This is a genomic window from Bacteroides sp. AF25-5LB (assembly GCF_003602965.1).
Lineage (GTDB): Bacteria > Bacteroidota > Bacteroidia > Bacteroidales > Bacteroidaceae > Bacteroides > Bacteroides uniformis.
On record NZ_QTMC01000004.1, the window covers coordinates 237,555 to 257,067 of the forward strand.

General features: G+C 50.9%; 28 protein-coding genes. 24 read left to right on the forward strand and 4 right to left on the reverse strand.

Going from position 1 to position 19,513, the window contains the following annotated elements; all coding sequences use genetic code 11:
- Positions 1-45 precede the first annotated feature (45 nt).
- From DWY57_RS06720 to DWY57_RS06730, 3 genes are all read right to left on the reverse strand, one after another.
- A complete protein-coding gene (locus tag DWY57_RS06720) occupies positions 46-678 on the reverse strand; it encodes an RloB family protein (RefSeq protein ID WP_004293618.1) in 633 nt (210 codons plus the stop codon).
- Positions 653-1,900: an ATP-binding protein gene (locus DWY57_RS06725; RefSeq protein ID WP_004293619.1), complete on the reverse strand. Its 1,248-nt coding sequence runs from the start codon at positions 1,898-1,900 to the stop codon at positions 653-655. The genes DWY57_RS06720 and DWY57_RS06725 overlap by 26 nt, the downstream gene beginning before the upstream one ends.
- Positions 1,901-2,434: 534 nt before the next feature.
- Positions 2,435-3,226, reverse strand: a complete 792-nt coding sequence (locus DWY57_RS06730) for a hypothetical protein (RefSeq protein WP_004293621.1) — start codon at positions 3,224-3,226, stop codon at positions 2,435-2,437.
- A 1,923-nt stretch (positions 3,227-5,149) separates the two neighbouring features.
- On the opposite strand from DWY57_RS06730, the gene DWY57_RS06745 reads away from it, so the two are divergent.
- From DWY57_RS06745 to DWY57_RS06830, 18 genes are all read left to right on the forward strand, one after another.
- A complete protein-coding gene (locus DWY57_RS06745) occupies positions 5,150-5,722 on the forward strand; it encodes a hypothetical protein (RefSeq protein ID WP_004293623.1) in 573 nt (190 codons plus the stop codon).
- Positions 5,723-5,787: 65 nt separating this feature from the next.
- The gene (locus tag DWY57_RS06750; protein ID WP_004293624.1) at positions 5,788-6,159 is read left to right on the forward strand and encodes a hypothetical protein; all 372 of its coding nucleotides are present in this window, start codon (positions 5,788-5,790) and stop codon (positions 6,157-6,159) included.
- 270 nt (positions 6,160-6,429) lie between these two features.
- Complete coding sequence (locus DWY57_RS06755; protein WP_004303960.1) at positions 6,430-6,822, forward strand: hypothetical protein; 393 nt, start codon at positions 6,430-6,432, stop codon at positions 6,820-6,822.
- 16 nt (positions 6,823-6,838) lie between these two features.
- Positions 6,839-7,096 carry a hypothetical protein gene (locus tag DWY57_RS06760; RefSeq protein WP_004303959.1) on the forward strand — a complete coding sequence of 86 codons (258 nt, stop codon included), beginning with the start codon at positions 6,839-6,841 and terminating at the stop codon, positions 7,094-7,096.
- 149 nt (positions 7,097-7,245) lie between these two features.
- Positions 7,246-7,458 (forward strand): hypothetical protein, encoded by a 213-nt coding sequence (locus DWY57_RS06765; RefSeq protein WP_004293628.1) that lies wholly within the window; start codon positions 7,246-7,248, stop codon positions 7,456-7,458.
- Between the two features lie 4 nt (positions 7,459-7,462).
- Complete coding sequence (locus DWY57_RS06770; protein ID WP_004293629.1) at positions 7,463-7,702, forward strand: hypothetical protein; 240 nt, start codon at positions 7,463-7,465, stop codon at positions 7,700-7,702.
- 5 nt (positions 7,703-7,707) lie between these two features.
- Entirely contained in the window at positions 7,708-8,235 is a 528-nt protein-coding gene (locus DWY57_RS06775) for a hypothetical protein (protein WP_004293630.1), read from the forward strand.
- A 40-nt stretch (positions 8,236-8,275) separates the two neighbouring features.
- Positions 8,276-9,373, forward strand: coding sequence for a hypothetical protein (locus tag DWY57_RS06780; RefSeq protein ID WP_004293631.1), 1,098 nt, complete (start codon positions 8,276-8,278; stop codon positions 9,371-9,373).
- Between the two features lie 10 nt (positions 9,374-9,383).
- Positions 9,384-10,274 carry a hypothetical protein gene (locus tag DWY57_RS06785; RefSeq protein ID WP_008860787.1) on the forward strand — a complete coding sequence of 297 codons (891 nt, stop codon included), beginning with the start codon at positions 9,384-9,386 and terminating at the stop codon, positions 10,272-10,274.
- The gene (locus DWY57_RS06790) at positions 10,271-10,729 is read left to right on the forward strand and encodes a hypothetical protein (protein ID WP_008143016.1); all 459 of its coding nucleotides are present in this window, start codon (positions 10,271-10,273) and stop codon (positions 10,727-10,729) included. Before DWY57_RS06785 ends, DWY57_RS06790 begins: the two co-directional genes overlap by 4 nt.
- A 93-nt stretch (positions 10,730-10,822) precedes the next feature.
- A complete protein-coding gene (locus tag DWY57_RS06795; protein ID WP_229076194.1) occupies positions 10,823-11,020 on the forward strand; it encodes a DUF3846 domain-containing protein in 198 nt (65 codons plus the stop codon).
- 4 nt (positions 11,021-11,024) lie between these two features.
- Positions 11,025-11,504 carry a hypothetical protein gene (locus DWY57_RS06800; RefSeq protein WP_004293635.1) on the forward strand — a complete coding sequence of 160 codons (480 nt, stop codon included), beginning with the start codon at positions 11,025-11,027 and terminating at the stop codon, positions 11,502-11,504.
- 5 nt (positions 11,505-11,509) lie between these two features.
- Positions 11,510-11,830 (forward strand): hypothetical protein, encoded by a 321-nt coding sequence (locus DWY57_RS06805; RefSeq protein ID WP_004303957.1) that lies wholly within the window; start codon positions 11,510-11,512, stop codon positions 11,828-11,830.
- Between the two features lie 10 nt (positions 11,831-11,840).
- Positions 11,841-12,020, forward strand: coding sequence for a hypothetical protein (locus tag DWY57_RS06810; RefSeq protein WP_008143020.1), 180 nt, complete (start codon positions 11,841-11,843; stop codon positions 12,018-12,020).
- A 12-nt stretch (positions 12,021-12,032) separates the two neighbouring features.
- Positions 12,033-12,278, forward strand: a complete 246-nt coding sequence (locus tag DWY57_RS06815) for a hypothetical protein (protein ID WP_004293638.1) — start codon at positions 12,033-12,035, stop codon at positions 12,276-12,278.
- Between the two features lie 28 nt (positions 12,279-12,306).
- The gene (locus DWY57_RS06820) at positions 12,307-12,954 is read left to right on the forward strand and encodes a hypothetical protein (protein WP_004293639.1); all 648 of its coding nucleotides are present in this window, start codon (positions 12,307-12,309) and stop codon (positions 12,952-12,954) included.
- Between the two features lie 43 nt (positions 12,955-12,997).
- Complete coding sequence (locus DWY57_RS06825; RefSeq protein WP_009316558.1) at positions 12,998-13,636, forward strand: hypothetical protein; 639 nt, start codon at positions 12,998-13,000, stop codon at positions 13,634-13,636.
- Positions 13,629-14,891, forward strand: a complete 1,263-nt coding sequence (locus DWY57_RS06830; protein ID WP_008143026.1) for an RNA-directed DNA polymerase — start codon at positions 13,629-13,631, stop codon at positions 14,889-14,891. The genes DWY57_RS06825 and DWY57_RS06830 overlap by 8 nt, the downstream gene beginning before the upstream one ends.
- Before the next feature lie 345 nt (positions 14,892-15,236).
- On the opposite strand, the gene DWY57_RS21075 is transcribed toward DWY57_RS06830, so the two are convergent.
- Complete coding sequence (locus DWY57_RS21075; RefSeq protein WP_207805154.1) at positions 15,237-15,398, reverse strand: hypothetical protein; 162 nt, start codon at positions 15,396-15,398, stop codon at positions 15,237-15,239.
- A gap of 362 nt (positions 15,399-15,760) precedes the next feature.
- Between DWY57_RS21075 and DWY57_RS06840 the strand changes: the two genes are divergently transcribed.
- The 6 genes from DWY57_RS06840 to DWY57_RS06870 all read left to right on the forward strand — a co-directional run bounded on the left by DWY57_RS06840 (position 15,761) and on the right by DWY57_RS06870 (position 19,502).
- Positions 15,761-16,240 carry a hypothetical protein gene (locus DWY57_RS06840; RefSeq protein ID WP_004293642.1) on the forward strand — a complete coding sequence of 160 codons (480 nt, stop codon included), beginning with the start codon at positions 15,761-15,763 and terminating at the stop codon, positions 16,238-16,240.
- Positions 16,237-17,325 (forward strand): hypothetical protein, encoded by a 1,089-nt coding sequence (locus DWY57_RS06845; protein ID WP_008143029.1) that lies wholly within the window; start codon positions 16,237-16,239, stop codon positions 17,323-17,325. Before DWY57_RS06840 ends, DWY57_RS06845 begins: the two co-directional genes overlap by 4 nt.
- Before the next feature lie 362 nt (positions 17,326-17,687).
- A complete protein-coding gene (locus tag DWY57_RS06855) occupies positions 17,688-17,867 on the forward strand; it encodes a hypothetical protein (protein ID WP_004322731.1) in 180 nt (59 codons plus the stop codon).
- 12 nt (positions 17,868-17,879) lie between these two features.
- Positions 17,880-18,167, forward strand: coding sequence for a hypothetical protein (locus DWY57_RS06860; protein ID WP_004322729.1), 288 nt, complete (start codon positions 17,880-17,882; stop codon positions 18,165-18,167).
- Positions 18,168-18,180: 13 nt separating this feature from the next.
- On the forward strand, positions 18,181-18,906 hold the full coding sequence (locus DWY57_RS06865; protein WP_008860791.1) for a hypothetical protein: 726 nt from the start codon (positions 18,181-18,183) through the stop codon (positions 18,904-18,906).
- Positions 18,907-18,917: 11 nt separating this feature from the next.
- Positions 18,918-19,502 (forward strand): hypothetical protein, encoded by a 585-nt coding sequence (locus DWY57_RS06870; protein WP_008143037.1) that lies wholly within the window; start codon positions 18,918-18,920, stop codon positions 19,500-19,502.
- Positions 19,503-19,513: the final 11 nt, after the last annotated feature.

A 19,513-nucleotide genomic window follows, 5' to 3' on the forward strand; every position in this document is an offset into this window, starting at 1 on the left:
GGTGGTAGCCGGGTACAATATTATCCGGGCAAACGACAGAATATGCTAAATATACTTATTCAGTTCTTCCACAAGAAGATGCACCGTTGTCGAAGATTCCGCCTGTGCCGGCGGTATTCCCTCCATTCGGCGCAATACGGCTTTTGCGTTCGTGATGGCCTGAGCCTGTTTACCGCCCAGCTCCCTGAAAACACGACCGCCTGTACCGGCTTCCTTGTTGTAGGAGAAGCCCAACAAGCCGGATAGCTTTGTTTCATACTGATTTCTGTGCATCGGGCCTTGTACCAGGTTATAGTGCAGCAAGAACCAATACTCGAAAGCCTGGTTGCTGTATGCCACCCTCATGCCACCGGCTTCCGCCATACCGATAGCCCGGTTGAAATCCCGATCGGGAAAGTCATCCTTGTCAAATACCACCCAGCACTGGTCATACTCGCGTCCTTTCTTCCGCTCTTCTTCTTTCATCCGTAAAGCCTTTTGGACAAGACCTACCGTATTGAGTCCCTGGCCTACCGCTTTAATATTGGCGGAAGTCAGGCGAAATGCATTGAAATAATCCGGTTCCGTATTTACCCCCTCGCAGATGATCAGGAAGGATTGTTTGACCTCACGGACAAAACTGATACGCCTGAGTGTCCGTGCCGCGCGTGGATCACGCTTGTTCGTCCGTGCTGCCATATTCTTCCTCCCTCAGGTCAAATAACCGTTCAAACTGGCCGATGACAGGGATACCGCCATATTTCCCCATCAGGTACTCCTTTTCGAAAGGTGCACTGTTGCGAACCTTGTATTCCGCCAACGAATAGAGTTCCGAGGCTCCAAACGAATCTTTCTGTGTAAACCAGATCTGATCCCTGCGGAACAGGCTTGCATTAAGCAGGTTGGTGTCATGTGTCGTGAAAATCAACTGTGCATTCCTGGGATTTGTCACTCTGGAATTGAACAGCCCGATGATGCGACTTGTCAACAGAGGGTGCATTTTCGAGTCGAACTCGTCGACAACCAGCCTTTTGCCATGATCCAACGCGTCGATTATAGGATAAGCCAGCGAGAAGTATTTGATCGTACCCTCCGATTCGTTTACGCGGAACGGGAAAGTGACCGTCTTCGTGGCGTTGCCCTCCTCGTCATATTGCTGGTGTGAACTGATGACTGTATTGTCAACCTTGCGTATGTCGTCGATTCCGAAGTCTGCAAACCGGGCAAACTCCACAATACGCCTTTTCATGGACGGATCATCGATCTGGGCTATCGCCATTTCCCAAATCCGCTCGTCGCTGCTGCCAAGAACAATCGTGGTGTTGGCCAACCATCCCATGATTTCCACCGAGACGCTTTCGTTGAACTGTGCTGCCACGGAAAGAAGCAGCGCATTGTCGCGCACCATTTTTTTGGCGACAACCTCTTTGCCGACCGAAAATTTGGGATGCAGTTCATACTCATCGCCGTCACGCAGGAACAGTTCCACCTCCTTTGCCTTGCGCTTGTTGCCCTTTTGATAAAGCCACTCCCGGTGTACACGTTTTTCATCGACTTCGAACCCATAGCGGTATTGGACCGTTTCGTCGGCAAAGACCGCCTCAAAATAACTGGGCTCCTGTTCCGTCCTCCGGTTGAGACGGAAACTTTCCACCCGTATGCTTTCGCCGGACTGCACGCCTTTGGAGGAATTGATGACAAACCATTTGAAGAAATCGAGTGCTTTGACCAGATTCGATTTCCCGCTGGCATTGGCCCCGTAGATGACCGCACTCTTCAGCAAAGAGAGGTTCGTACCTTCAAGCTCAAAAACAATCTCATCGGACCGGGTCTGTTTTTCTTTCAGCGCGGAAGCAGCCAAAGACAAGGTCGCCGGCTCCTTGAACGAAAGGAAATTTTCGACTGTGAACTGAATAATCATATTATATCGCAGTTATATGTAAATTTTATGCAAATATAGGGGATATTTTTCATATATAGATGTTTTATCGGATCTCTTTTTGCGGTTATTTTCCTGCACGTGAAAATCAGACCGTTTTCGTTCTTGCAATGCTGCCCTGCAAAAGGCGACTGCAATTTTCCGAAGCGGCAACATCGGCTTGCGATTCATGCTCCCGATAGTGGAATTTGGGTGGAAAGACGCGAAATTCGCCACATCTTTCCCCTCAATGTGGTACAAATGTACCGTGTATCTGACAGGAGGGGTGTTACAAATGTAGCAACAATACTATAAGTAGTATTATACAAGAAGAAAGAAGAAAGATGTACTTTTTTCTTTGACGCAAAGAAAAAAGATACCAAAAAAGAAACAAATCATGACAGACGGCACGCCGTCTGTTTTTTTGTTTTTTTGAATCGGAAAGTGTTGAAAACGGATAAGATGAGGATTAAAGGACCACTTCCTCCCCAGATACAAGAGAGAGAAACAGAACGAATACCTTATACCGTCACCCTCTTACCGTCTGGCATCCTTGTCGCGGTTCAGCCTTACGACAGAGCGCACGCAGTCACGTACCAGTTCGGCATCCCTCCGCTCCATGAAATAGTTCCCGCATTCCAACCGTTTCCTGTCCGCCGGCCTGTTGTTGTCCCTGCATTCACGGATTTCCAGTATGTCATTCAGGTAATAGTACTTGTCACCGCGTCTGACACGTGTTGCCAGCCGTTCGAGTTCCTTCAGCCGTCCGTTCCATGCAAGCCCTTTCTGGCGTAGAGCATCGGAAAGCCTGCTACGGCCACTGGTTCCGATAGGCAGTATCTGGAGATTCACCGCGTACCCGACTGTTTCATGCAGGGAATAGCGCAGGCTCCCGTCTTCGTCCAGCAGGCAATACAGCACAACACGTCCTTTTGCGTCGATTTCCTTGAAAGCCCCCAGTATTACATGCTCATCCAGGATACTGAGTTTTACCAACTGTCCGTCTTTGGGAGCATAGAGAGATTCCGAACATACACCCCGGCGCTTGTCCCATGCAAGATGGCCTTCGTTCAGCAGGCGTTGGAGGGCAATCTTTTGCTCTGCGCTCGCTTCCCGGCAATCATTCAGAAACATGACCGCGTCATCGGTAACGAGTTCTCTGCCCGCAGTCATCCTTACCGGAACCGACACGCAATTACCCGTGACATCTCCCACAAGTCCGGTTTCCGATGTCCCACCGTTGAAGACGACCATTCCCTTGCGAATGGACGACCCACCCGTGCTGTCTTTCGGAATACTCCCGATTTTCTTCTTATGATATGATTCCATTCTTTCGATTCTTTATCCAGATATTTCCTGTAACAGCAAAATGCCATACTTCATACATAAGTGGATACAATACGGCAAATATACGTATAATTCACCAAAAAGGCAGGTGACTGAACCCCATTTCTTCTGCATTTCCACGGTTTCCTGTATAAAGTCACAAAAACCGTACAAATAAGTCGGAATCCATGTGGATAGCTTCGTTCTGTATATTCTATATGATTAAGGAACAAAACATTACAAGATTGTCCGATTGTGAAAAGCATATCCGAACATACTGAATGACAGGAATACACATCCTCCTTTTCCGTCGTCCAATCCGGTTAAGAACAGTCAATATACCGACGTGTCTCTATATATTTTTTGATGCGTTTTCAGCGTATCTAAAAAACAACTTCAAGCCGGAACCCGGAAATCGTGCAGAAAGTCTGTACACCCGTGAAAATTGAAAGGACAGGCATCCACAAATGAGAATATTTCAAAAATATGGGACATGGTGAACACCAGCACCTTAAGCAACCATGATAAATACAAGTACTTTACTGTATATTTTTTGATACCTGCTTACAGTTTCAATCCGAAAGCCGCATTTTGAGCCATTTTGGAAAACCGGACTTGAAAAAACGGCCCGAGGACAGAGACCGAATCCGCACCCGAGGGTACACCCTCCCTAATCTTTTTATTTTTATTACACCATTGAATATCAATAATTTATTAGGTTTACTTTTGTATAAAGTAAGCCTAAAAACGTCTTTTACATTATCTTTGCTTACAAATTGAAAGTAAAAAAATCTTTTCAGTCCTATTTTATCCATTTTAAGCAGCTAATAATCTGATAATCAATAGACAAAACTGATTTTGATTTTATACATACGTTGAAACGGGGCTTTTTTGATTTTTGCAAAGGAAAAATTTTTTTCAAAGAAAATCATTTTTTCTATTTTATTGATATTCAACTATTTACAAATTCACTTCGCGCGCGTGCGTTCCATATTCGCAAAAAGGCTGTTTTTGGAACGTTCCAAATTTTTTTTCTCAAAAAGTTTTGCAGTTCTGAAAAACGGTTTTATAATAGTCATGTACTCGAAAGCCAAACAAACGGCAAACAAGTACGGAGAAAAACGAATAAAAAAATAGATAGTAAAAAACAGAATTAAAAAACAGAAAAGCAAAGACCGCCGAGAGCGAGAAACAAAAACGGCGTTTACACGAAAGTGAGTTGTTGAGCCGTCAAAGGGTAACACCCGAAACAACACCGTGTGCGTTTAGGTACGCTTAAAGAGTGCGTTAAATAACCACGCTTCGCACGGGGCAATAATACCAGTATTGCCAACCTACGAAAGTAGGGAAATTTATGGAACGGGATAAATCGTATTTATTCCGAGTGCCGGAAATACGTCAAGACTTTTGCAAGTCGCTGGGAGTATTGAGAATACCGCCACTGAAAAGGACGTGCAAGAATAATGCCATAATTGCGCCCTTGTGCGCACGGAGATAAAATGCACGGTAGCGGAAAAACAGTCCGCACGGAGCTTGAGAAAAGAGCATTGCCAATGTTATGCCCATAATCACCAGCCGCCCACCGCCTTACTGTTAGCTGCCGGATTGGAAAAGATCCGGAACGTGCCAGAGAAGCGTCTTGCCGAAATTGGAGTAAAGCAGCGCAGAGCCACGACACGATGAGTAGAACTCGTGCAAAGATACGATATGCCGAAAATGCGCTCATTTGGATAGCTCTGCTATGGGGTACGTTTTAAGTGCGACAAAGTTACGAAAAATTTTGCCGTGCAGGGTGAAATGCACGGCAAATTTTTGGGCGCGTGGCAGGAAATGCCACACTTTGCGCTATGGTGCAAAGTTCGGGGTTCGACTCCCCGAGTGCCCGCAATGCGTGATTTTGCGCAGTGTTTCTAAAATTTTATCATTATGGCAACTTCTAAATTGAACAAGGAACAGTATGCAAACATCGGTTCGTTTGCAGGTATCATGTTGGTTTACAACTCTACCAACAAGGACGGTGAACTCGTGCAGACGGCACAGCACTTTTTCGGTGCGGACTTTGAGCCTGCCGACAAGTCGGACAACGAGATTTTCCGTGTGATTAAAAACATGGTCGCAACTATGTGGCACACCATTGCGGAGGAAAAGAAACTGCGTGCCGATGCCGACGGCATACGCTCGAAATTCCGTGCCACAACCCCTGCGGAAATCATCATCTGCGAGAAGTCGGGAAATCGTATCAAGAAGTACGACCTTACCGACAGCGTTTGGGCGCGTATCGGTCTTGTGCCGACCAAAGTAGACCTCGAGAAGTCAAACCGTGATTTCCAAAAGACAATCCATGCCGCTGCAAAGGCTATCCGCAACGCCATGGATTTCGCCCCGAACCTCGCCAGCCTCGAAAAGCCAACCGAGAAAACGACCAAGACCGGCAAGGCTGAAAAGGTGGCGGAACAGCCTGCCGGAACGGTTGCCGACGAAAGCAAAAAGGCGGCATAAGGGCAACGGAGTAACTGAAACCTGCCCGAAAAAGGCAAAAGGACGGCAGGCAGCCCGCTGAACGTGTGGGACTGCCTGCCCTTTTCGTATCTGCCGTCGTAAGCGCGTGTTCTTGTGACGTATGCCACGGATACGCGCTTTTCATTTCGGGCGAAAGCAACTGTAACGTGATAGGCGAAAAGAATTTCCCGGCAAAAAACGGTGCCGGGACTGTACCTCCGCCGCAGGACGGGGAGTACACCGTGGACGACCTGAAGACCGCTCTGGAAGAGTCCGAGCGGTCGCTGCATGATGCCGTCTTCATAGCCCGCCAAGTGTGGGAGAAGGACTGCGATGCCGTGAAGTTCGACATCGACGACCTTGTGCAGATAGAATCGGCATTGCAGGAGATATGCAACATCACCGCAGGAATTGACAGCGGGGACGATGGCGAGTGACATGACGCGCACACGTGCTGCGGAAACTGCGGGGCGTGCGCGCTTTTTCGGGCATTGATATACACTGTGTCAGGATTGCACCCTGAAATGCCCGCACTTTTCTAAAATTCCCTCCGATATGACTTCCTTGCGCCGTGAGGCGTTGTGCCTACCTTGTATATAACACGGTTAAGCACGGTCTGGCGTTCTGCGGAACCGCCTGCCGTGCTTCCGCTGTTATCCTGTGCGGGGAAGCGGAGAACGGATGTGCCAATAATAAAACGAATAAATATGATAGAAGTGTTTGACGCAAAGCGCACCCGCAGTTACGGGTGCTTTGCCAGTTTCAAGGCTGCCACCGATACGCTTGACAGCCTTGCCGCGACGGGACAGCTCGGAAGTGTGCCCGCTGTCAGCGTGGCGGCGTATTGCAGCGGCGTGTTACAACGGGAATATGAAGCGGTGTTTGTCGGTGGGAAATGGCGTGTGCCGAAATCTCCGAAAAGGCGGATGCCGGAAACGAGACCTGCCCGTGGGAGACGTCGGCGGAAATGGTGCAAGGAGTACGCTACGGCGGAGCTGATGTTCCGAGAAGGGTTTCCCGACCATTTGAACCGCAGTTATCCGCTCTCGGCGGACAGCCTGAGACGGTGCAACCGGAAATGCAGAATTTATATGCAATAATAAAAACGCAATGAGTATGAAAACATTAGCAGACGTGAAACGGAAAATGACGCTTGGCTCGAAGTGGCGGTGTGTCCGGCTGTTCGAGGGCGGAAAAGACCTCGGCGTGCGTGAGGTCGGGAAAGTGCAGGGTAATGCCGTGGCATTCCTCAAACCCGACGGGAAACTCTCGTGGCTATGGTGGCCAAAGGCAAAGGACGTGCAGGTGGAAGAAAACGCCTTCACCGTGCTCCAGAACGGAGTGCCCAAGCTCAAGTACATCTATGCCGGATAGGTGTTCCGGAAAAAATCATGCAAAATAATATGAATTAATAACAACTATGGGGGCGGAATGCCCCTATGCTTTTATAAACGGATAAAGAAAATGACAGAAATAACGAGAAAGCAGATATCTGGTCTGCGGGTAAAGATGTATTAACGGCTATGGGAGAGGAACATAGAATCAACGAGATAAAAGGTGTCATCATCAGCCGTGCCCTGCTCAAGGAATACGGGTATGATGGCGATATGCCCACCGACAAACAGATGCAGGTCATCGGCAACGGGTTACTTGAATACTGGGGCGTAAGCGACGGTTTCAAGGAAGCCCTCGCCAGTACAATGGAGAACATGTTCGGTGTAAAAGCAAAAGATTAGGTCTATGGAAACGAAAGAACTTACTACCCACCAGCGTGGTGTTATTCTACGCGGCATCTGCGGCGGGGCTGCATTGAAAGACAAGTCGCCGCAAATATCTGAAAACAATACCGTCATAACCTGCGCCGGAGGGTTGGAGATTTGGGACATCTGCTGCATCAGCAGTGATGCCGAAGCCTTCGGCCTGAAACCGTCCTTCGGTTATGACGGGCACACGAGAATCACTTTCACCCCCAAAGAATAAGCGGAATGAAATCATATTACTACTTGGACTACCTGCACCGTGAAATCTTCCTTGAAGAGGAGGATATTCAGACCGTTCCGGAATCAGGCAGGGCGGACGATGCCTGTTCCGCCATTGCCGAAAAGCCGTATGTCGTGGAGCAGTTCATGGCGGACTCTTTCCGGACACTCAAAGATGTGGCCAGCCGCCTGTGCGATTCCCCTGATATTAAAAGCCGCCACGATGCGCTGATGTATATCGTGTGGAGGGTGGCACTGGACATCAAGGAGTGGCGGACTCTGAGCCATAGCGAAGCCGCCGTCAAGGTAACCCGTGAGGACGGTTTCGTGTGGCTGCTTGTATCGGCGGAAAATGCCCGGAAGCTATGGGAGGCAGACGTATTCTCCCTGTACAGGCTTTATGCCGATGATTCGGAATCCCTGATCGAAAGCGAGGCGGAGCTGGAATCGACTATCAAGGGCGGATACCAGATAGGTATCGAGGTGGGGTTCGCCTCTGTAATGGACCATGCCGCCCGGATGAAGCAACAATAAAAATCGGAAACAATCAAATAACGAAATCAAGAAGAAAGGTATGGAAACAACATTATTGACAAAGGAAAATGCCCATCGTGTGACCATGGTGCGGCGTGTGGATGCCCCGGAAAGCGAACCGGTAGCGTTTCTTTTCAGGGGAAAGAGACACGGGTATTGCAGCTATTCCCATCTTGTAGGGAATCCGGGCAAGGAAGAAATCCTCGCCCCGGCGGACTTCAAGGACTGGGAAGTTGTGGAAGTGGCGCACCCGGGCTATCTGGAAGAATATTTCAAGCAGGCGTGCAGCTCCTACAACCTCACCTCCTTCTCACCCGACGAGCGGGGTGAGTCAGACATCGCCTCGCACGAAAAGGAACTGCACGAGGATTTGCAGTCGATGCCCGAGCAGCAGCGGGAACGTTACATGGAAAACTACAAACGCTATTTCTCTGCCATGATCGCCGCCAACAGCCGTTGTGCCAGCGCGATGATTACGGGACCTGCACGCTTCAACACGGGCCGCAACGAAAAGGCCTGCAACAGCCACGCCAAGAGCGTCACGGCGTTCCGGGAATGGCGAGAACGTGCACTCGAAGCGATTCGCAAGGCTACCGAAGCGGCCAAGCCCGAAGAACAGCGTCTCGAGGAGGAGTGGCAGAAGGTCAAAGCCTTTATCGACGATGCCGCCTCGACCATTCACGGTATCGATACGGGTACGGCACGAGGCTATAGCCGGGCTCTCTTCGTCAGCAACCTCGCCGGGCGACTCTCCACCTATGTCAACCATGGCAACGTGGAAATCATCGACCGTGCCGTCGCTCGTCTGCGAGAGTGGAACGACAAAGTCAAGAAACCTGTCGTCACGGCACGCCATTCAATCTTCAAGTATCCCGAACTCGTCCGCAAGGTGCGGGAAAAGCAGCAGGAACGGGCAAGCCGTGAAAATCGTGAGATTCCGTTCGATGGCGGCAAGGTGGTCTACAACTTCGAAGAAGACCGCCTGCAAATCCTCTTCGACAAAATACCCGATACCGATATGCGTACAACCTTGAAGCGTAACGCTTTCAAGTGGGCGCCACGCAACCAGGCATGGCAGCGCCAGCTCACCCGCAATGCCGAATATGCCGCCGGTCAGGTGTTGAAAATAACCATTTAATCCAGTGCCCATGAGATACATCATCGATTCACGTTATTTCGACGGGACATGCCTCACGTCGATGTCGGATGACATGCACAGCGACTACGGCGGCGAGACGCTGGAAGCACTGCGCGAAAGGGAGAAGAACCCGTACCTGGTCGCTGTATCACCGGTACGCATGACACTGCTTGTGAAGCGTTATACCCGGGCACTTTGCAAGCCCTTCCATGAAATTACGGAGGAACGTTATTACGAACTGCTGGAATGCCTGCCTCCGGCCCGCATGCAGAGCGACTGGTTCTTTGTCGGGGAACCGTATTACCGAAACCTGTACGCGCTCTGTTTCGAGTCGGACGGCAGGTATTTCCGGGCGGAACGTCCCATACGTCTTTCCAATGCGGAAATCTACCGCCAGATTCGGGAACACATGGAGAAAGTAAACCTGCATCCCGCCATCGTCAAGAAGGCTTCCTTTGTCAAATATGTCAATTGGTACAAAAAGACGGTCACCTACATACCGTACTATTTCGAGTATGGAGGTAAAATATATTTCCTGAAGAACCTCGCCACTCGGACGGGATCCGAATTTGGCGACCGCCGGGAACGGAACGAGATGGCGGCATTGCTGAGGAACCTGCGCGGAAACCGCTACGAATACTGCACTTTCTACTCCCAAAAGAAGGACATCTTCGAGTTTTTTGACTGGCTACGGAAGAACAAATACACGCTGGAAATCCAGGGCGACTTGTTCGACTTTGCGGATGACCGCTCCCACGTGGACTTTCACGGCAATGTATGCGAGTATTCGGCTGTGTTCCATTATCGCATCTATTCACGCGAGCTTTTTGGCCATATCATTAACCAGCTACGCACCGTGAAACGGTATCACGCGTGGCATAAAAGGAGGGAAATACGATGAAAATCTCAAATGAACCTACCCCATACCTCCTGCTCAAGGCAGGAACTGACAGTGCATGGGATTGCTGCGACTTTGCAATCGTGTACCTGTCAAAAGAGTGGAGACAGACACAGTCCGGCAGGCTGGAAGCCGTCAAGCCATTCAAGGATGACATCAGTTTCCAGTCTTTGAACTTTTATGACATATCGGTTGGTTTTTACCAGCCGGACGAGGACGGGATACTGGGCAGCGAGGACTTGCCGGAAGACAATAACTGGTGCTTCGTGGAACTGACCGAAACGGAACTGGAAAGGTTGGTTCCGCCGGACAATGTGCTGGTCAGCCATATCTTGGCGGTATTTGCAAACGGGGAAGCCAGATACCGGGCGTACGGCAAACATACCGACGAGCGATTCTATACTGAAAAATTCCCTTTGCAACAGATTTTGGATATACTGGCGAGTCATGAATCTTAAAATTTCAAAGCAACTATGACAGAAATCATCAAAACGGACGGAACACGCCAACCCGTGCAGCCAGCCAATGGCTCAGACTTCACGCTGGAGGAGATGCAGGCGATTGTCGGCGGCTACATCGAACTGGTGGAACTGGACGGGAGCACGACAATGGTCGTCAACGAGGAAGGCAAACTTATCCCTCTGTCCCTCAATCTTGAAGCGAGCAGGATATTCCGTGCTCATCACCCGGCGTCGAAAGACTTCATCGTTGGGGACGTACTTGTGTGCAATAACAATCAAATCAGATAAAATTATGGATAAAGAGAAAGCAAAAGCGCTCAGCAAGACCCTCGCATGCTACAAAGAATTACAAGAGAATAACAGTGTAAACCTGATCGAGTTCCATACCGCTGACGGGCAGAAACACGGTATCGGCAACCCGGAAGCCATCAAGCTGTTGCTTTCGGTGGCCGTCATCGAACTGGAACGCCAGCTCCGGACCGCACAGTTCGGTGATATTCCGGAAAGCCTGGAGAACAGCCGCGAGTACAAGGCGGCCAAACAGCTGGAATACGCCATGAACGATTTGGGATTCAAGTCCGAACGTTTCGCCCAGGCTCTTCCTTATTTCCACAAGACACTGGAACAGACATTCTTCAGAACGGTAAAGGCTTCCATTACCGCTATGGCAGGGCGTGATTCACGCTGCATTGACGACCGCAACCGTGCTTCATACGAGATGTGTCAAATGCTGGCCTCCATGCTGGAAGATACCCGTCTGCCCTTTATCTAAATGCCATGTTCATAGACGAGAGGACACAAAACCGCCTCCATGCCGTGCCGGGAGAGAGTATCTCCCACGGCACGATGCGCACGCAGGACCTGATTCCGGCGTTCTTGGACGTTATCCGTGACACACCGGAGTACGTGCAGGTGATGAATGCCATCCCCGCCCATGCCATGGAGGACAAAGAAGCAGACTGGTGGAACAGCGATGACGCGGCGGGATTGCTGGAATCGCTGTTCGACACGCTCGATAGTTACTCACCGGAGGGGTACTATTTCGGTGCTCATCTCGGTGACGGGTCCGATTACGGATTTTGGAAAATGGACAAGTGAATGTCGGAACATGGTACGGATTACAAAAGACAAGCGGCATGACATTCTCAAAGACGGGATTTGTATCGGGCAAATCTATCTTGCCCGTGCCGAAAGCAGGAAATTAAGATACTGGGCAATCTCTTGCATGAGTGGAATCGGCTTCAACACTTTCAATGAAGCCCGCAGTTATGCCAAGGATTTCCTTTAATAAAAGAATCGCATGAAAAATTGGATACAACAGATGCTTTTGTGGCGTAAAAAGACGGACAAGGGCAGAATGACACTCGGAAAGGTGCAGAAAGAGTATCGCGAGAATGACGTATGCATGGGAGAACTCCTTGATGCCCTTCCCGCCGACGGCCTTTCCATAGAGGAAGCTTTCGAGCTGGCTATCACCGCCAAGAAGTGGGCGGACGGAGACCGTTTCTACCGGAGTATCAACGATGGAGAACCGGAAGAATTGTAAGGTAAATAACAATAAACAATAATGACAAATGAGCAGATATGATTTTATAAGATTCGGCGGCTTTGTCAACTGGGCGGACGAGGACACGGACACGTTCCGGAAAATGAAAGTCTGCCTGCCGGTAAAGGAGCCTGTCGAAGATGACACGAAAATAGGACTGATTTCCACGGACGAGGACAATCCGGAAGAAATCGCGGTTTCCTATTCCGTCAGGGCAGCCGAACTCATCCCTTGGACGGACTCATTCCAGGAAGGATACTGGAAAGCCCTGATAGTGGCAGAGGCAAACGGAGCAGGCACGGACGTATTGCTGCCCATGCTCAAAGATGCCGGACTATGCCTGATGGAATGTGTCTTCCTGATGCTCCGGAGCGATGCCTGCAAACTGTTTCCGGTCCTGTGCCGGCTGTTCCCGGAAGTGGAGGAAATGTTTGAGATTATCACATGGAATGACAGGGAATATTTTGTCAGGGAACTGACGCTGTTCCGTGGAACGGGCGGGGAATACAAAACCCTAGTCTCTGTAACGGGTCTGCAAGACGTGCTGGTCGGCAAAGACGGCGCACCCATATCGGACGAGGCGGAGGCCGTGGACCGGAAAATCTGCTATTACTTCACGGACGAGGAGTTCCTGCTGCCGGAAGAGCGGCTTGTAGCCCTTGCGGAGGATGCGTGAGAAATCATAATGTATGTACAAAGACCAGAAAATGAATAAAAGAATGAACAAACAGCAAACCACTCCCGTTACCGACACTTTTAAGGGGATGCTACTTATGTCAATGGGTGTCCCTGTAGGAAACATCCGTCCCTACCGTTTGAAGTCGGCACCTTCCTGCCTCGGCGGTTTCGAGCGCATGAGCGTAGCGGCAGCACGAGCCTCGGGAATGGATATCCCGGAGACGGAGAAAGAGAACGATGAAGTTTACATATGCCGCTTGGGACCCGCCGTCTTCCATAAATGGATGCCTGTCTGGATGTTCGAAACCGCTTTCGAACCGGTTCCCGAGCAGAGACGCGGTGACCGCATCCGAACACTTACGGAAGAGATGAACAACCATCACGTGGCGGAGAAAGCCCTGAATGAAAAATGTTACGCCCTGTCCGTGGAGCTGCTTTCCGAGTGTGGCGGCAGCCTTGATGACAACGGTGAACAATCCTCGACCTATCTCCATGTTGTGGACCGTGACCCCGTGGAACTGGTCATCACGAACGCGTCGCTCCGGAAAGACGGGAAAATCTTCATCATGGGTTACAGTTACTACACGGGCGAGGAGTACGAGCAGGAATGTGACGTAGAATCCGGCATGGACATACTGAATTTTATCCTTTCCCAAAAAAGTTTTGAGTGCTATGAATGAAGACAAGATATTGCAAATGTTCTTCGACATAGGCCAGTGGACGAAGGCCATTGAGAAAGGCGTGCTGAAAGACATTAGGAAAGACCAACTTATTCGGCTGACCGACGAGCATACCCGTATGGCGATGGCCTATGCCATGCGCCGGGGAAAGTACGAGATTTCCCCTCCCCACACGGCGCAGATACCCAAGGACAACGGTGAGTTCCGCACAGTGTACGTAAACGAGCCGATGGACCGCGTAGTACTGGGTATCGCCAACGACCTGCTCTTCGAGTTGATGCCGGAGATGCTGCACTCTTCGTGCAAGTCCTACCAGACCGGTATAGGGTGCGGCAAGGTAGTTACGGAAGTCAGCCACCGGATGACAGAAACCGGCAATAGCGGCTGTCTGGGCTGGAAGTCCGACCTTTCCAAATACTTCGACAGTGTTCCGATACGGTTCATCGACGAGGCGTTCGACAAGGTGGAGGCCAAACACGGCCAGTCTGCCCTGATAGACGTACTTAGGAAATATTACCACTCGGACCTCTATTTCGATGAAGATAACCGGTTGCAAAGCAAGTATCAATCCTTGAAACAGGGTTGTGCTGTGGCTAGCTGGCTGGCGGATGTACTGCTCTACGACCTAGACAGGGAACTGTCACAAATGAACGGCTACTACGTCCGGTATTCCGACGATATGCTTTTTATCGGCAAGGATTATGAAAAAGCGATGGACACACTCCAAAAACGCCTGGAAGATAAATCCATGAAGCTAAATCCCAAGAAAGTGGAATACCTGGCAGCCGATGTCTGGTTCAAGTTCTTAGGATTCAGTATCAAGGGCGGCATGGTCTCGCTCTCGTCATCACGCATCAAGACCTTCCAGCACGAGATCGAGCGGCGGACAATCCGCTGCCGGGACACGACACTGGCAAAAGCCGTGGACGCCGTGAACCGTTACCTGTACAAGGGCGAGTTCAGCTGGGCGATACAGGTATTGCCGGTCTGTAATGTGAAGAGTGACCTCAACGAGCTGAACAAGTTCGTGATGGACTGCTTTAGAGCCATTCAGACGGGCAGGTGCAAGATCGGCGGTCTGGGATATGTCCGAACCAAACCGGATGGCTGCATCGTCCGGGGACGGGGACGCAACGTGAAGGCCAACCGCGATAAAACAGACCGGGACATACCGGGTTACCTGACTGTCGGCTGCATGCGTAACGCCCTTCTGACCAGCCGGGCGGTGTACAACACGCTGGTGGCATCGCTATAAGTTACGCCGGGCACACGGCAGAACGGGTGGACGGGCAGGCTATTCAACGTTACAGGCTTATAACCAGAATCCATATCGAGATTAACCGGTCTAACACCCGGTTAATCCCATCTCGATTCTGGCTGCGCCTGTAATGTATCGGGAAATTAAAGTCATGTGCCGTCTGTCCCGCACCCGTTACCGGAGCACACCGGGAAAGTTCAAGGAATAGGTTTGGGCATCCCGCGTACCAACGTCTTCTTTCCGAGTCTGAAGGCGGCTGACCGTCGCCTTCGGACTCCGCAGAAGACCCATACGCGGGATACATCGGAAGCATAAAGCCATGTGCCGGTATTATGAGAACTTTCAGTCTGTTCCAGCACGGGAACGTGCGGTTCGGGGGAATGGATTCAGCCTGCTGTCCCCGATAAGCCCGTCTCGCGCCGTCGTATCCCTAACGTTATACGACGGCGCCATTCCGGCTTCCGCCACAGCAGACATCGGACCTGTAAAGGAACGTGCCGGCATTCCGGGAACCGCAAAAAGAACAGCACAGGGCAAAGGGGGCAAGGCCGGGATTTCAACAGAGCCGCAATTCACACGGCTGGAGCCTGTGTCATCTCCTGCTAACACGACAGATGACACAGGTTCCAGCTGTACTCGCGGCCCGTATCAGGTTTTTAAAGGGATGTGCCGTCCGGATGAGTCCCCTGAACAGAAGGTAGCGCGACCGCATATGCACGAGGGACCCAAATTCAAGATACAGTATTCAAGCTTGGTCCTGAGCCAGGCAACTACCTGGTTCAGGACCGAAGTCCTACTGTATTTATCAGGACTATAAAGATACGCGCTAGGGGTTTGAGTGCCATTAATTGTAAACAGGTGAGAAAATGGAAGATATTTACCGAGAAACCGTCACCGCCATAGAAAACGGCGCAAATTTCCGGATTGATTTCCAGTCCAGAAGTTTAAAAGTAAACGGGAGACACATGATACGGAACGGCAGGTATGATGGCGCTCCGTGGTTGCCGGAGTACGGCTGCGGGGATTTTTTCACGGATGTGGAGGAGCTGTACCGCCGCTATAAACATTCGATACCATCGGAGCGCAGCCAGAGCAAGTCCCGCCGGTATTTCATGGCATTGCCCGAAAGTGACCTCGAGGACGGGGACATGCTGTACGGGCAACACCGGGATACCGCGCAATTCGAGCTGGAATTCTATATCCTCTGCCGGATTATAGGCGGGTTCACATGGAATCCCGAAACGATGGGCAAATGGTTCTGGCAAAGCGAAAAAGACAAGGACCTGGTGATACTCAGAAAATGGGTGGAACCCGGAAGTAATCAACTATTAACAAATTCACAATGAGCAGAAAGAAACAAGAAACAAAAGTCCTGTGCCCCGGATGCGGCACGGAATTCGCCATCGCGGACAAGGAATTTGCCGCCACGGGCACCGTTATCGGCAAGAATTCGGATTTGGGCACCGTCTATCCGGTGGTGGCCGGCCATAATTCTCCCGCCGGACTTCCCAAAGGGGCGCGGGAGCGTATCGAGGCACTCCGCGGTGCCGGTGTGGACGTGAGCTGCCTGTTCGCCATGCAGGGAGCCGAGGGCGGCGAGTATATCGCCTCCAACAAAGACGGGAAACTTACCATCCTGGATGACAACGACCCGATATTCGGCAGCATCATGGCACAGGGTACCGTTCCCAACAACCGACTCTTCCGCCGGTGGGTCATGGCACAAATGTTCCATATGATGTCATACACGCATTACCGTGAAAAAGAGCCGGCAGGGGTGACCGAGATGATTCACCGGAAAGGCTATGATTACCAGTGGAAAATGCTCTTGAACGAGCTGCACGCCCAGATGAAGATGGAACACAAGGACATCACGGGTTTTGCCGAGAGAAACCGCTGGTTCAACCGTGATGTGGTTTTGGCCATCGCGAGCGACTATGTCAACGCGCTGAAAAAACACGTGGGCAACCTGGAAACAAGAAAATGCAAGGGAGTTCCCTACAAGCGTATACACGGCCGTAATATTTTCGTGGAGGACCTGCAATCCAAACTGTACTACCCGCTTTCCATCGCGATAACCCACATCAGGCACGCGTTGGACGCCACACAGCTTTACAACGCGGTCAGACAGTTCAATGACCGTCGTATCCGGCTGCCATGGGGCACTCCTCAAAGCAAGGCATGGATGGATGCCTATAAGGGAGCCGGGGCGTTCTTTACCATGCAGAACCTGATTCGTTTCCACGGTTGCACGGCTGTCAATGACCGGGGTCGGCGTCTGGACAAGTACCAGTCACTGGCGTTCCTGTCAGCCAAGGCGGAAGAGTATAAAAACGGAGAAGGCTGGCGGTTGCTGGCAGTCCTGAAAAAAATGCTGGCGGACAACAATATCAACATCAAAAAGAAGATGGCGGCATGGCGTAAGAAATAGGCCGTCATCTCCATCCGCCCGGTAGGCGGCACGGTGTGGCGGGTCAGAATAAATTAGTACTCCCTCCATTGAAATGATGCTCATCCCTGTTAACACAAGATGAGCATCTTTCAATGGAGGCATTACATCGAAAACGTAAAGAGATGCCCCTGTTTGACGACCACACCGCTATTCTAATCAAAACGACATAATCCTTTATACGATGAGCAAGAAACAACTACGACGCAGGGCCTACCTGCTGTACCGGTTACGAAAACAGGGTATCCGATGCCTGACACGTTGCCGGACCATCTTCTACCCTTACGGGGAGGATCCTAAATCAGTACCGCAGATCTGCAGCCTGATAAGCGAATTCCATTTCCATGTCCAGTTTGAAATACCCGCCTGACATGAAACCGGGAGACATTGCAACGCTGAAAGTGCCCTACAAGGGCTATCGCCGTATAGAGCTGTTGGAACGGCTCCAATACACCTGGCTGGTACGCATCTGCGAGAGCGGGAAGGAGATCGAGGTCTATGAAGACGAGTTCGAAACGGATTAAAGGCACGGAACAATGAAAGGAGAACAACAGGAAGAACGCATACCGAACTTTATCGGCAATGCCGTCATTATCCTCACAGCCGCCCATCTGGGCTGCGAGGTGGAGATGCTCGCCACCGCACAGGAGGTGTGGCGGACGAAACGCCTGCCCGAGGCGGTACTGCTGGGCATGTACGAAAAGGCCGCATGCGATGCCGTGTCGGCTGTCCGGAAGAGAGGTCTGGCGGAACAGGCTGACCGTCTCGGAGAGATATTTTACAGGACGGGGGAATTTCCCCCGCCGGAAGAAGACAATACATAAAAAGGAGTAACAAATGAAAACAAGGACTTTTCAGGAAATATATGATTTCTGCCGTACGGACGATACCTACCGGAGCTATTTCGAGGCATCGGACGAGTCCCGCATTACCGGAGCAAGGGCAAGAAAGTACTATTACGGCGACATCCGCCGAGGCCAGTGCCGCGTGGGGACATTCATCTACTGCCAGTCGATGCGGCAGCTTGAAAGGTTCCTCGAGGGCGCAAGGCAGGACCACTACATCCATGTTGACCCGCCGGCCTGCCGGGAAGTGAGCCTCAAGGACGATATGTTCCCCGGCCAGACCGCCTATATCGTGGTACATGTCAGGAGGCAGGGTGTGCAGATTGAAATCGAACACCCGTTGCATGGTGGATGGGTGCATTTCACGGCACGCTCCCACCGTCCCTTCACCAGGGAGGGAATCATAGCCGAGGCGAAGTCCTACATTGACAGCCACATCCTGCTGGCACCGGGAAGATACCGGGACTTGCAGCTGGAACATATGGTTTCCAAGGAACAGTTCCCCGCATGGTACAGGCAGTATAAAATGAGGCTGCACGACCGGGCGGAAGCCGAACATCGGGATATGGTGGACAGATACAGGCACAGGAACGACCTTACCTACGGAGAAGCCCGTGACATGCTCGCGGCTTCGGGTATATTCTTCGACCTGAACTGCGACGAGTTCGAGCGGGACGAGATTACGGAACAATTTGTAAGACTTTGTAACAAAACATAATACCCAGGCAAATGAATCTATATAATCAAATCAAATATAACGGGTATCGCATCAACATCTATTATGATGATGACGCCCGAAGCCCGCGTGAAGCGTATGACAATCTCGGTACGCTTTATACGGCACATCGTCGCTACCGCCCGGAGAAGGAGTTTGATGACCACTTCGATATCGACAAGGTTTTTGAAGGGCATATCGGAAATTTCCGGGAATCGTTCCTGAAGGAATATATCGCCCTGCCGGTCTACCTCTACGACCATGGCGGCATTACAATATCCACCTCGCCGTTCAGCTGCCCGTGGGATTCCGGATTTTTCGGAATCATCGCGGTACCGTTGGACAAGGTGCGCCGGGAATACGGGTGGAAGAACATCACCGCGAAACGCAGGAAGCGGATCGAGGGATACCTGCAAGACGAAATCAGTACCCTTGACAACTACTATACCGGGGAAGTTTTCGGGTATCGCATCATGCCGGAAAGTGACGATGACAATGAACTGGACAGTTGTTGGGGATTCTATGGTACGGAATGTATGAAAGAACTGGAAGCCGAATGCAGGCATATTATCGACGGGCAGAACAAAGCGGCAGCATAAAATAGAAAAAT

Excerpts from the sequence above, each read along its gene's own strand:
- DWY57_RS06870 (WP_008143037.1), top strand. The coding sequence starts at position 18,918 with ATGAATCTATATAATCAAATCAAATATAACGGGTATCGCATCAACATC.
- DWY57_RS06795 (WP_229076194.1), top strand. The coding sequence starts at position 10,823 with ATGCAGGCGATTGTCGGCGGCTACATCGAACTGGTGGAACTGGACGGG.
- DWY57_RS06755 (WP_004303960.1), top strand. The coding sequence starts at position 6,430 with ATGATAGAAGTGTTTGACGCAAAGCGCACCCGCAGTTACGGGTGCTTT.
- DWY57_RS06825 (WP_009316558.1), top strand. The coding sequence starts at position 12,998 with ATGAACAAACAGCAAACCACTCCCGTTACCGACACTTTTAAGGGGATG.
- DWY57_RS06860 (WP_004322729.1), top strand. The coding sequence starts at position 17,880 with ATGAAAGGAGAACAACAGGAAGAACGCATACCGAACTTTATCGGCAAT.
- DWY57_RS06855 (WP_004322731.1), top strand. The coding sequence starts at position 17,688 with ATGTCCAGTTTGAAATACCCGCCTGACATGAAACCGGGAGACATTGCA.
- DWY57_RS06810 (WP_008143020.1), top strand. The coding sequence starts at position 11,841 with ATGGTACGGATTACAAAAGACAAGCGGCATGACATTCTCAAAGACGGG.
- DWY57_RS06780 (WP_004293631.1), top strand. The coding sequence starts at position 8,276 with ATGGAAACAACATTATTGACAAAGGAAAATGCCCATCGTGTGACCATG.
- DWY57_RS21075 (WP_207805154.1), bottom strand. The coding sequence starts at position 15,398 with ATGCCGGCACGTTCCTTTACAGGTCCGATGTCTGCTGTGGCGGAAGCC.
- DWY57_RS06790 (WP_008143016.1), top strand. The coding sequence starts at position 10,271 with ATGAAAATCTCAAATGAACCTACCCCATACCTCCTGCTCAAGGCAGGA.
- DWY57_RS06765 (WP_004293628.1), top strand. The coding sequence starts at position 7,246 with ATGGGAGAGGAACATAGAATCAACGAGATAAAAGGTGTCATCATCAGC.
- DWY57_RS06775 (WP_004293630.1), top strand. The coding sequence starts at position 7,708 with ATGAAATCATATTACTACTTGGACTACCTGCACCGTGAAATCTTCCTT.
- DWY57_RS06865 (WP_008860791.1), top strand. The coding sequence starts at position 18,181 with ATGAAAACAAGGACTTTTCAGGAAATATATGATTTCTGCCGTACGGAC.
- DWY57_RS06745 (WP_004293623.1), top strand. The coding sequence starts at position 5,150 with ATGGCAACTTCTAAATTGAACAAGGAACAGTATGCAAACATCGGTTCG.
- DWY57_RS06830 (WP_008143026.1), top strand. The coding sequence starts at position 13,629 with ATGAATGAAGACAAGATATTGCAAATGTTCTTCGACATAGGCCAGTGG.
- DWY57_RS06725 (WP_004293619.1), bottom strand. The coding sequence starts at position 1,900 with ATGATTATTCAGTTCACAGTCGAAAATTTCCTTTCGTTCAAGGAGCCG.
- DWY57_RS06785 (WP_008860787.1), top strand. The coding sequence starts at position 9,384 with ATGAGATACATCATCGATTCACGTTATTTCGACGGGACATGCCTCACG.
- DWY57_RS06845 (WP_008143029.1), top strand. The coding sequence starts at position 16,237 with ATGAGCAGAAAGAAACAAGAAACAAAAGTCCTGTGCCCCGGATGCGGC.
- DWY57_RS06720 (WP_004293618.1), bottom strand. The coding sequence starts at position 678 with ATGGCAGCACGGACGAACAAGCGTGATCCACGCGCGGCACGGACACTC.
- DWY57_RS06760 (WP_004303959.1), top strand. The coding sequence starts at position 6,839 with ATGAAAACATTAGCAGACGTGAAACGGAAAATGACGCTTGGCTCGAAG.
- DWY57_RS06840 (WP_004293642.1), top strand. The coding sequence starts at position 15,761 with ATGGAAGATATTTACCGAGAAACCGTCACCGCCATAGAAAACGGCGCA.
- DWY57_RS06820 (WP_004293639.1), top strand. The coding sequence starts at position 12,307 with ATGAGCAGATATGATTTTATAAGATTCGGCGGCTTTGTCAACTGGGCG.
- DWY57_RS06800 (WP_004293635.1), top strand. The coding sequence starts at position 11,025 with ATGGATAAAGAGAAAGCAAAAGCGCTCAGCAAGACCCTCGCATGCTAC.
- DWY57_RS06815 (WP_004293638.1), top strand. The coding sequence starts at position 12,033 with ATGAAAAATTGGATACAACAGATGCTTTTGTGGCGTAAAAAGACGGAC.
- DWY57_RS06730 (WP_004293621.1), bottom strand. The coding sequence starts at position 3,226 with ATGGAATCATATCATAAGAAGAAAATCGGGAGTATTCCGAAAGACAGC.
- DWY57_RS06805 (WP_004303957.1), top strand. The coding sequence starts at position 11,510 with ATGTTCATAGACGAGAGGACACAAAACCGCCTCCATGCCGTGCCGGGA.
- DWY57_RS06770 (WP_004293629.1), top strand. The coding sequence starts at position 7,463 with ATGGAAACGAAAGAACTTACTACCCACCAGCGTGGTGTTATTCTACGC.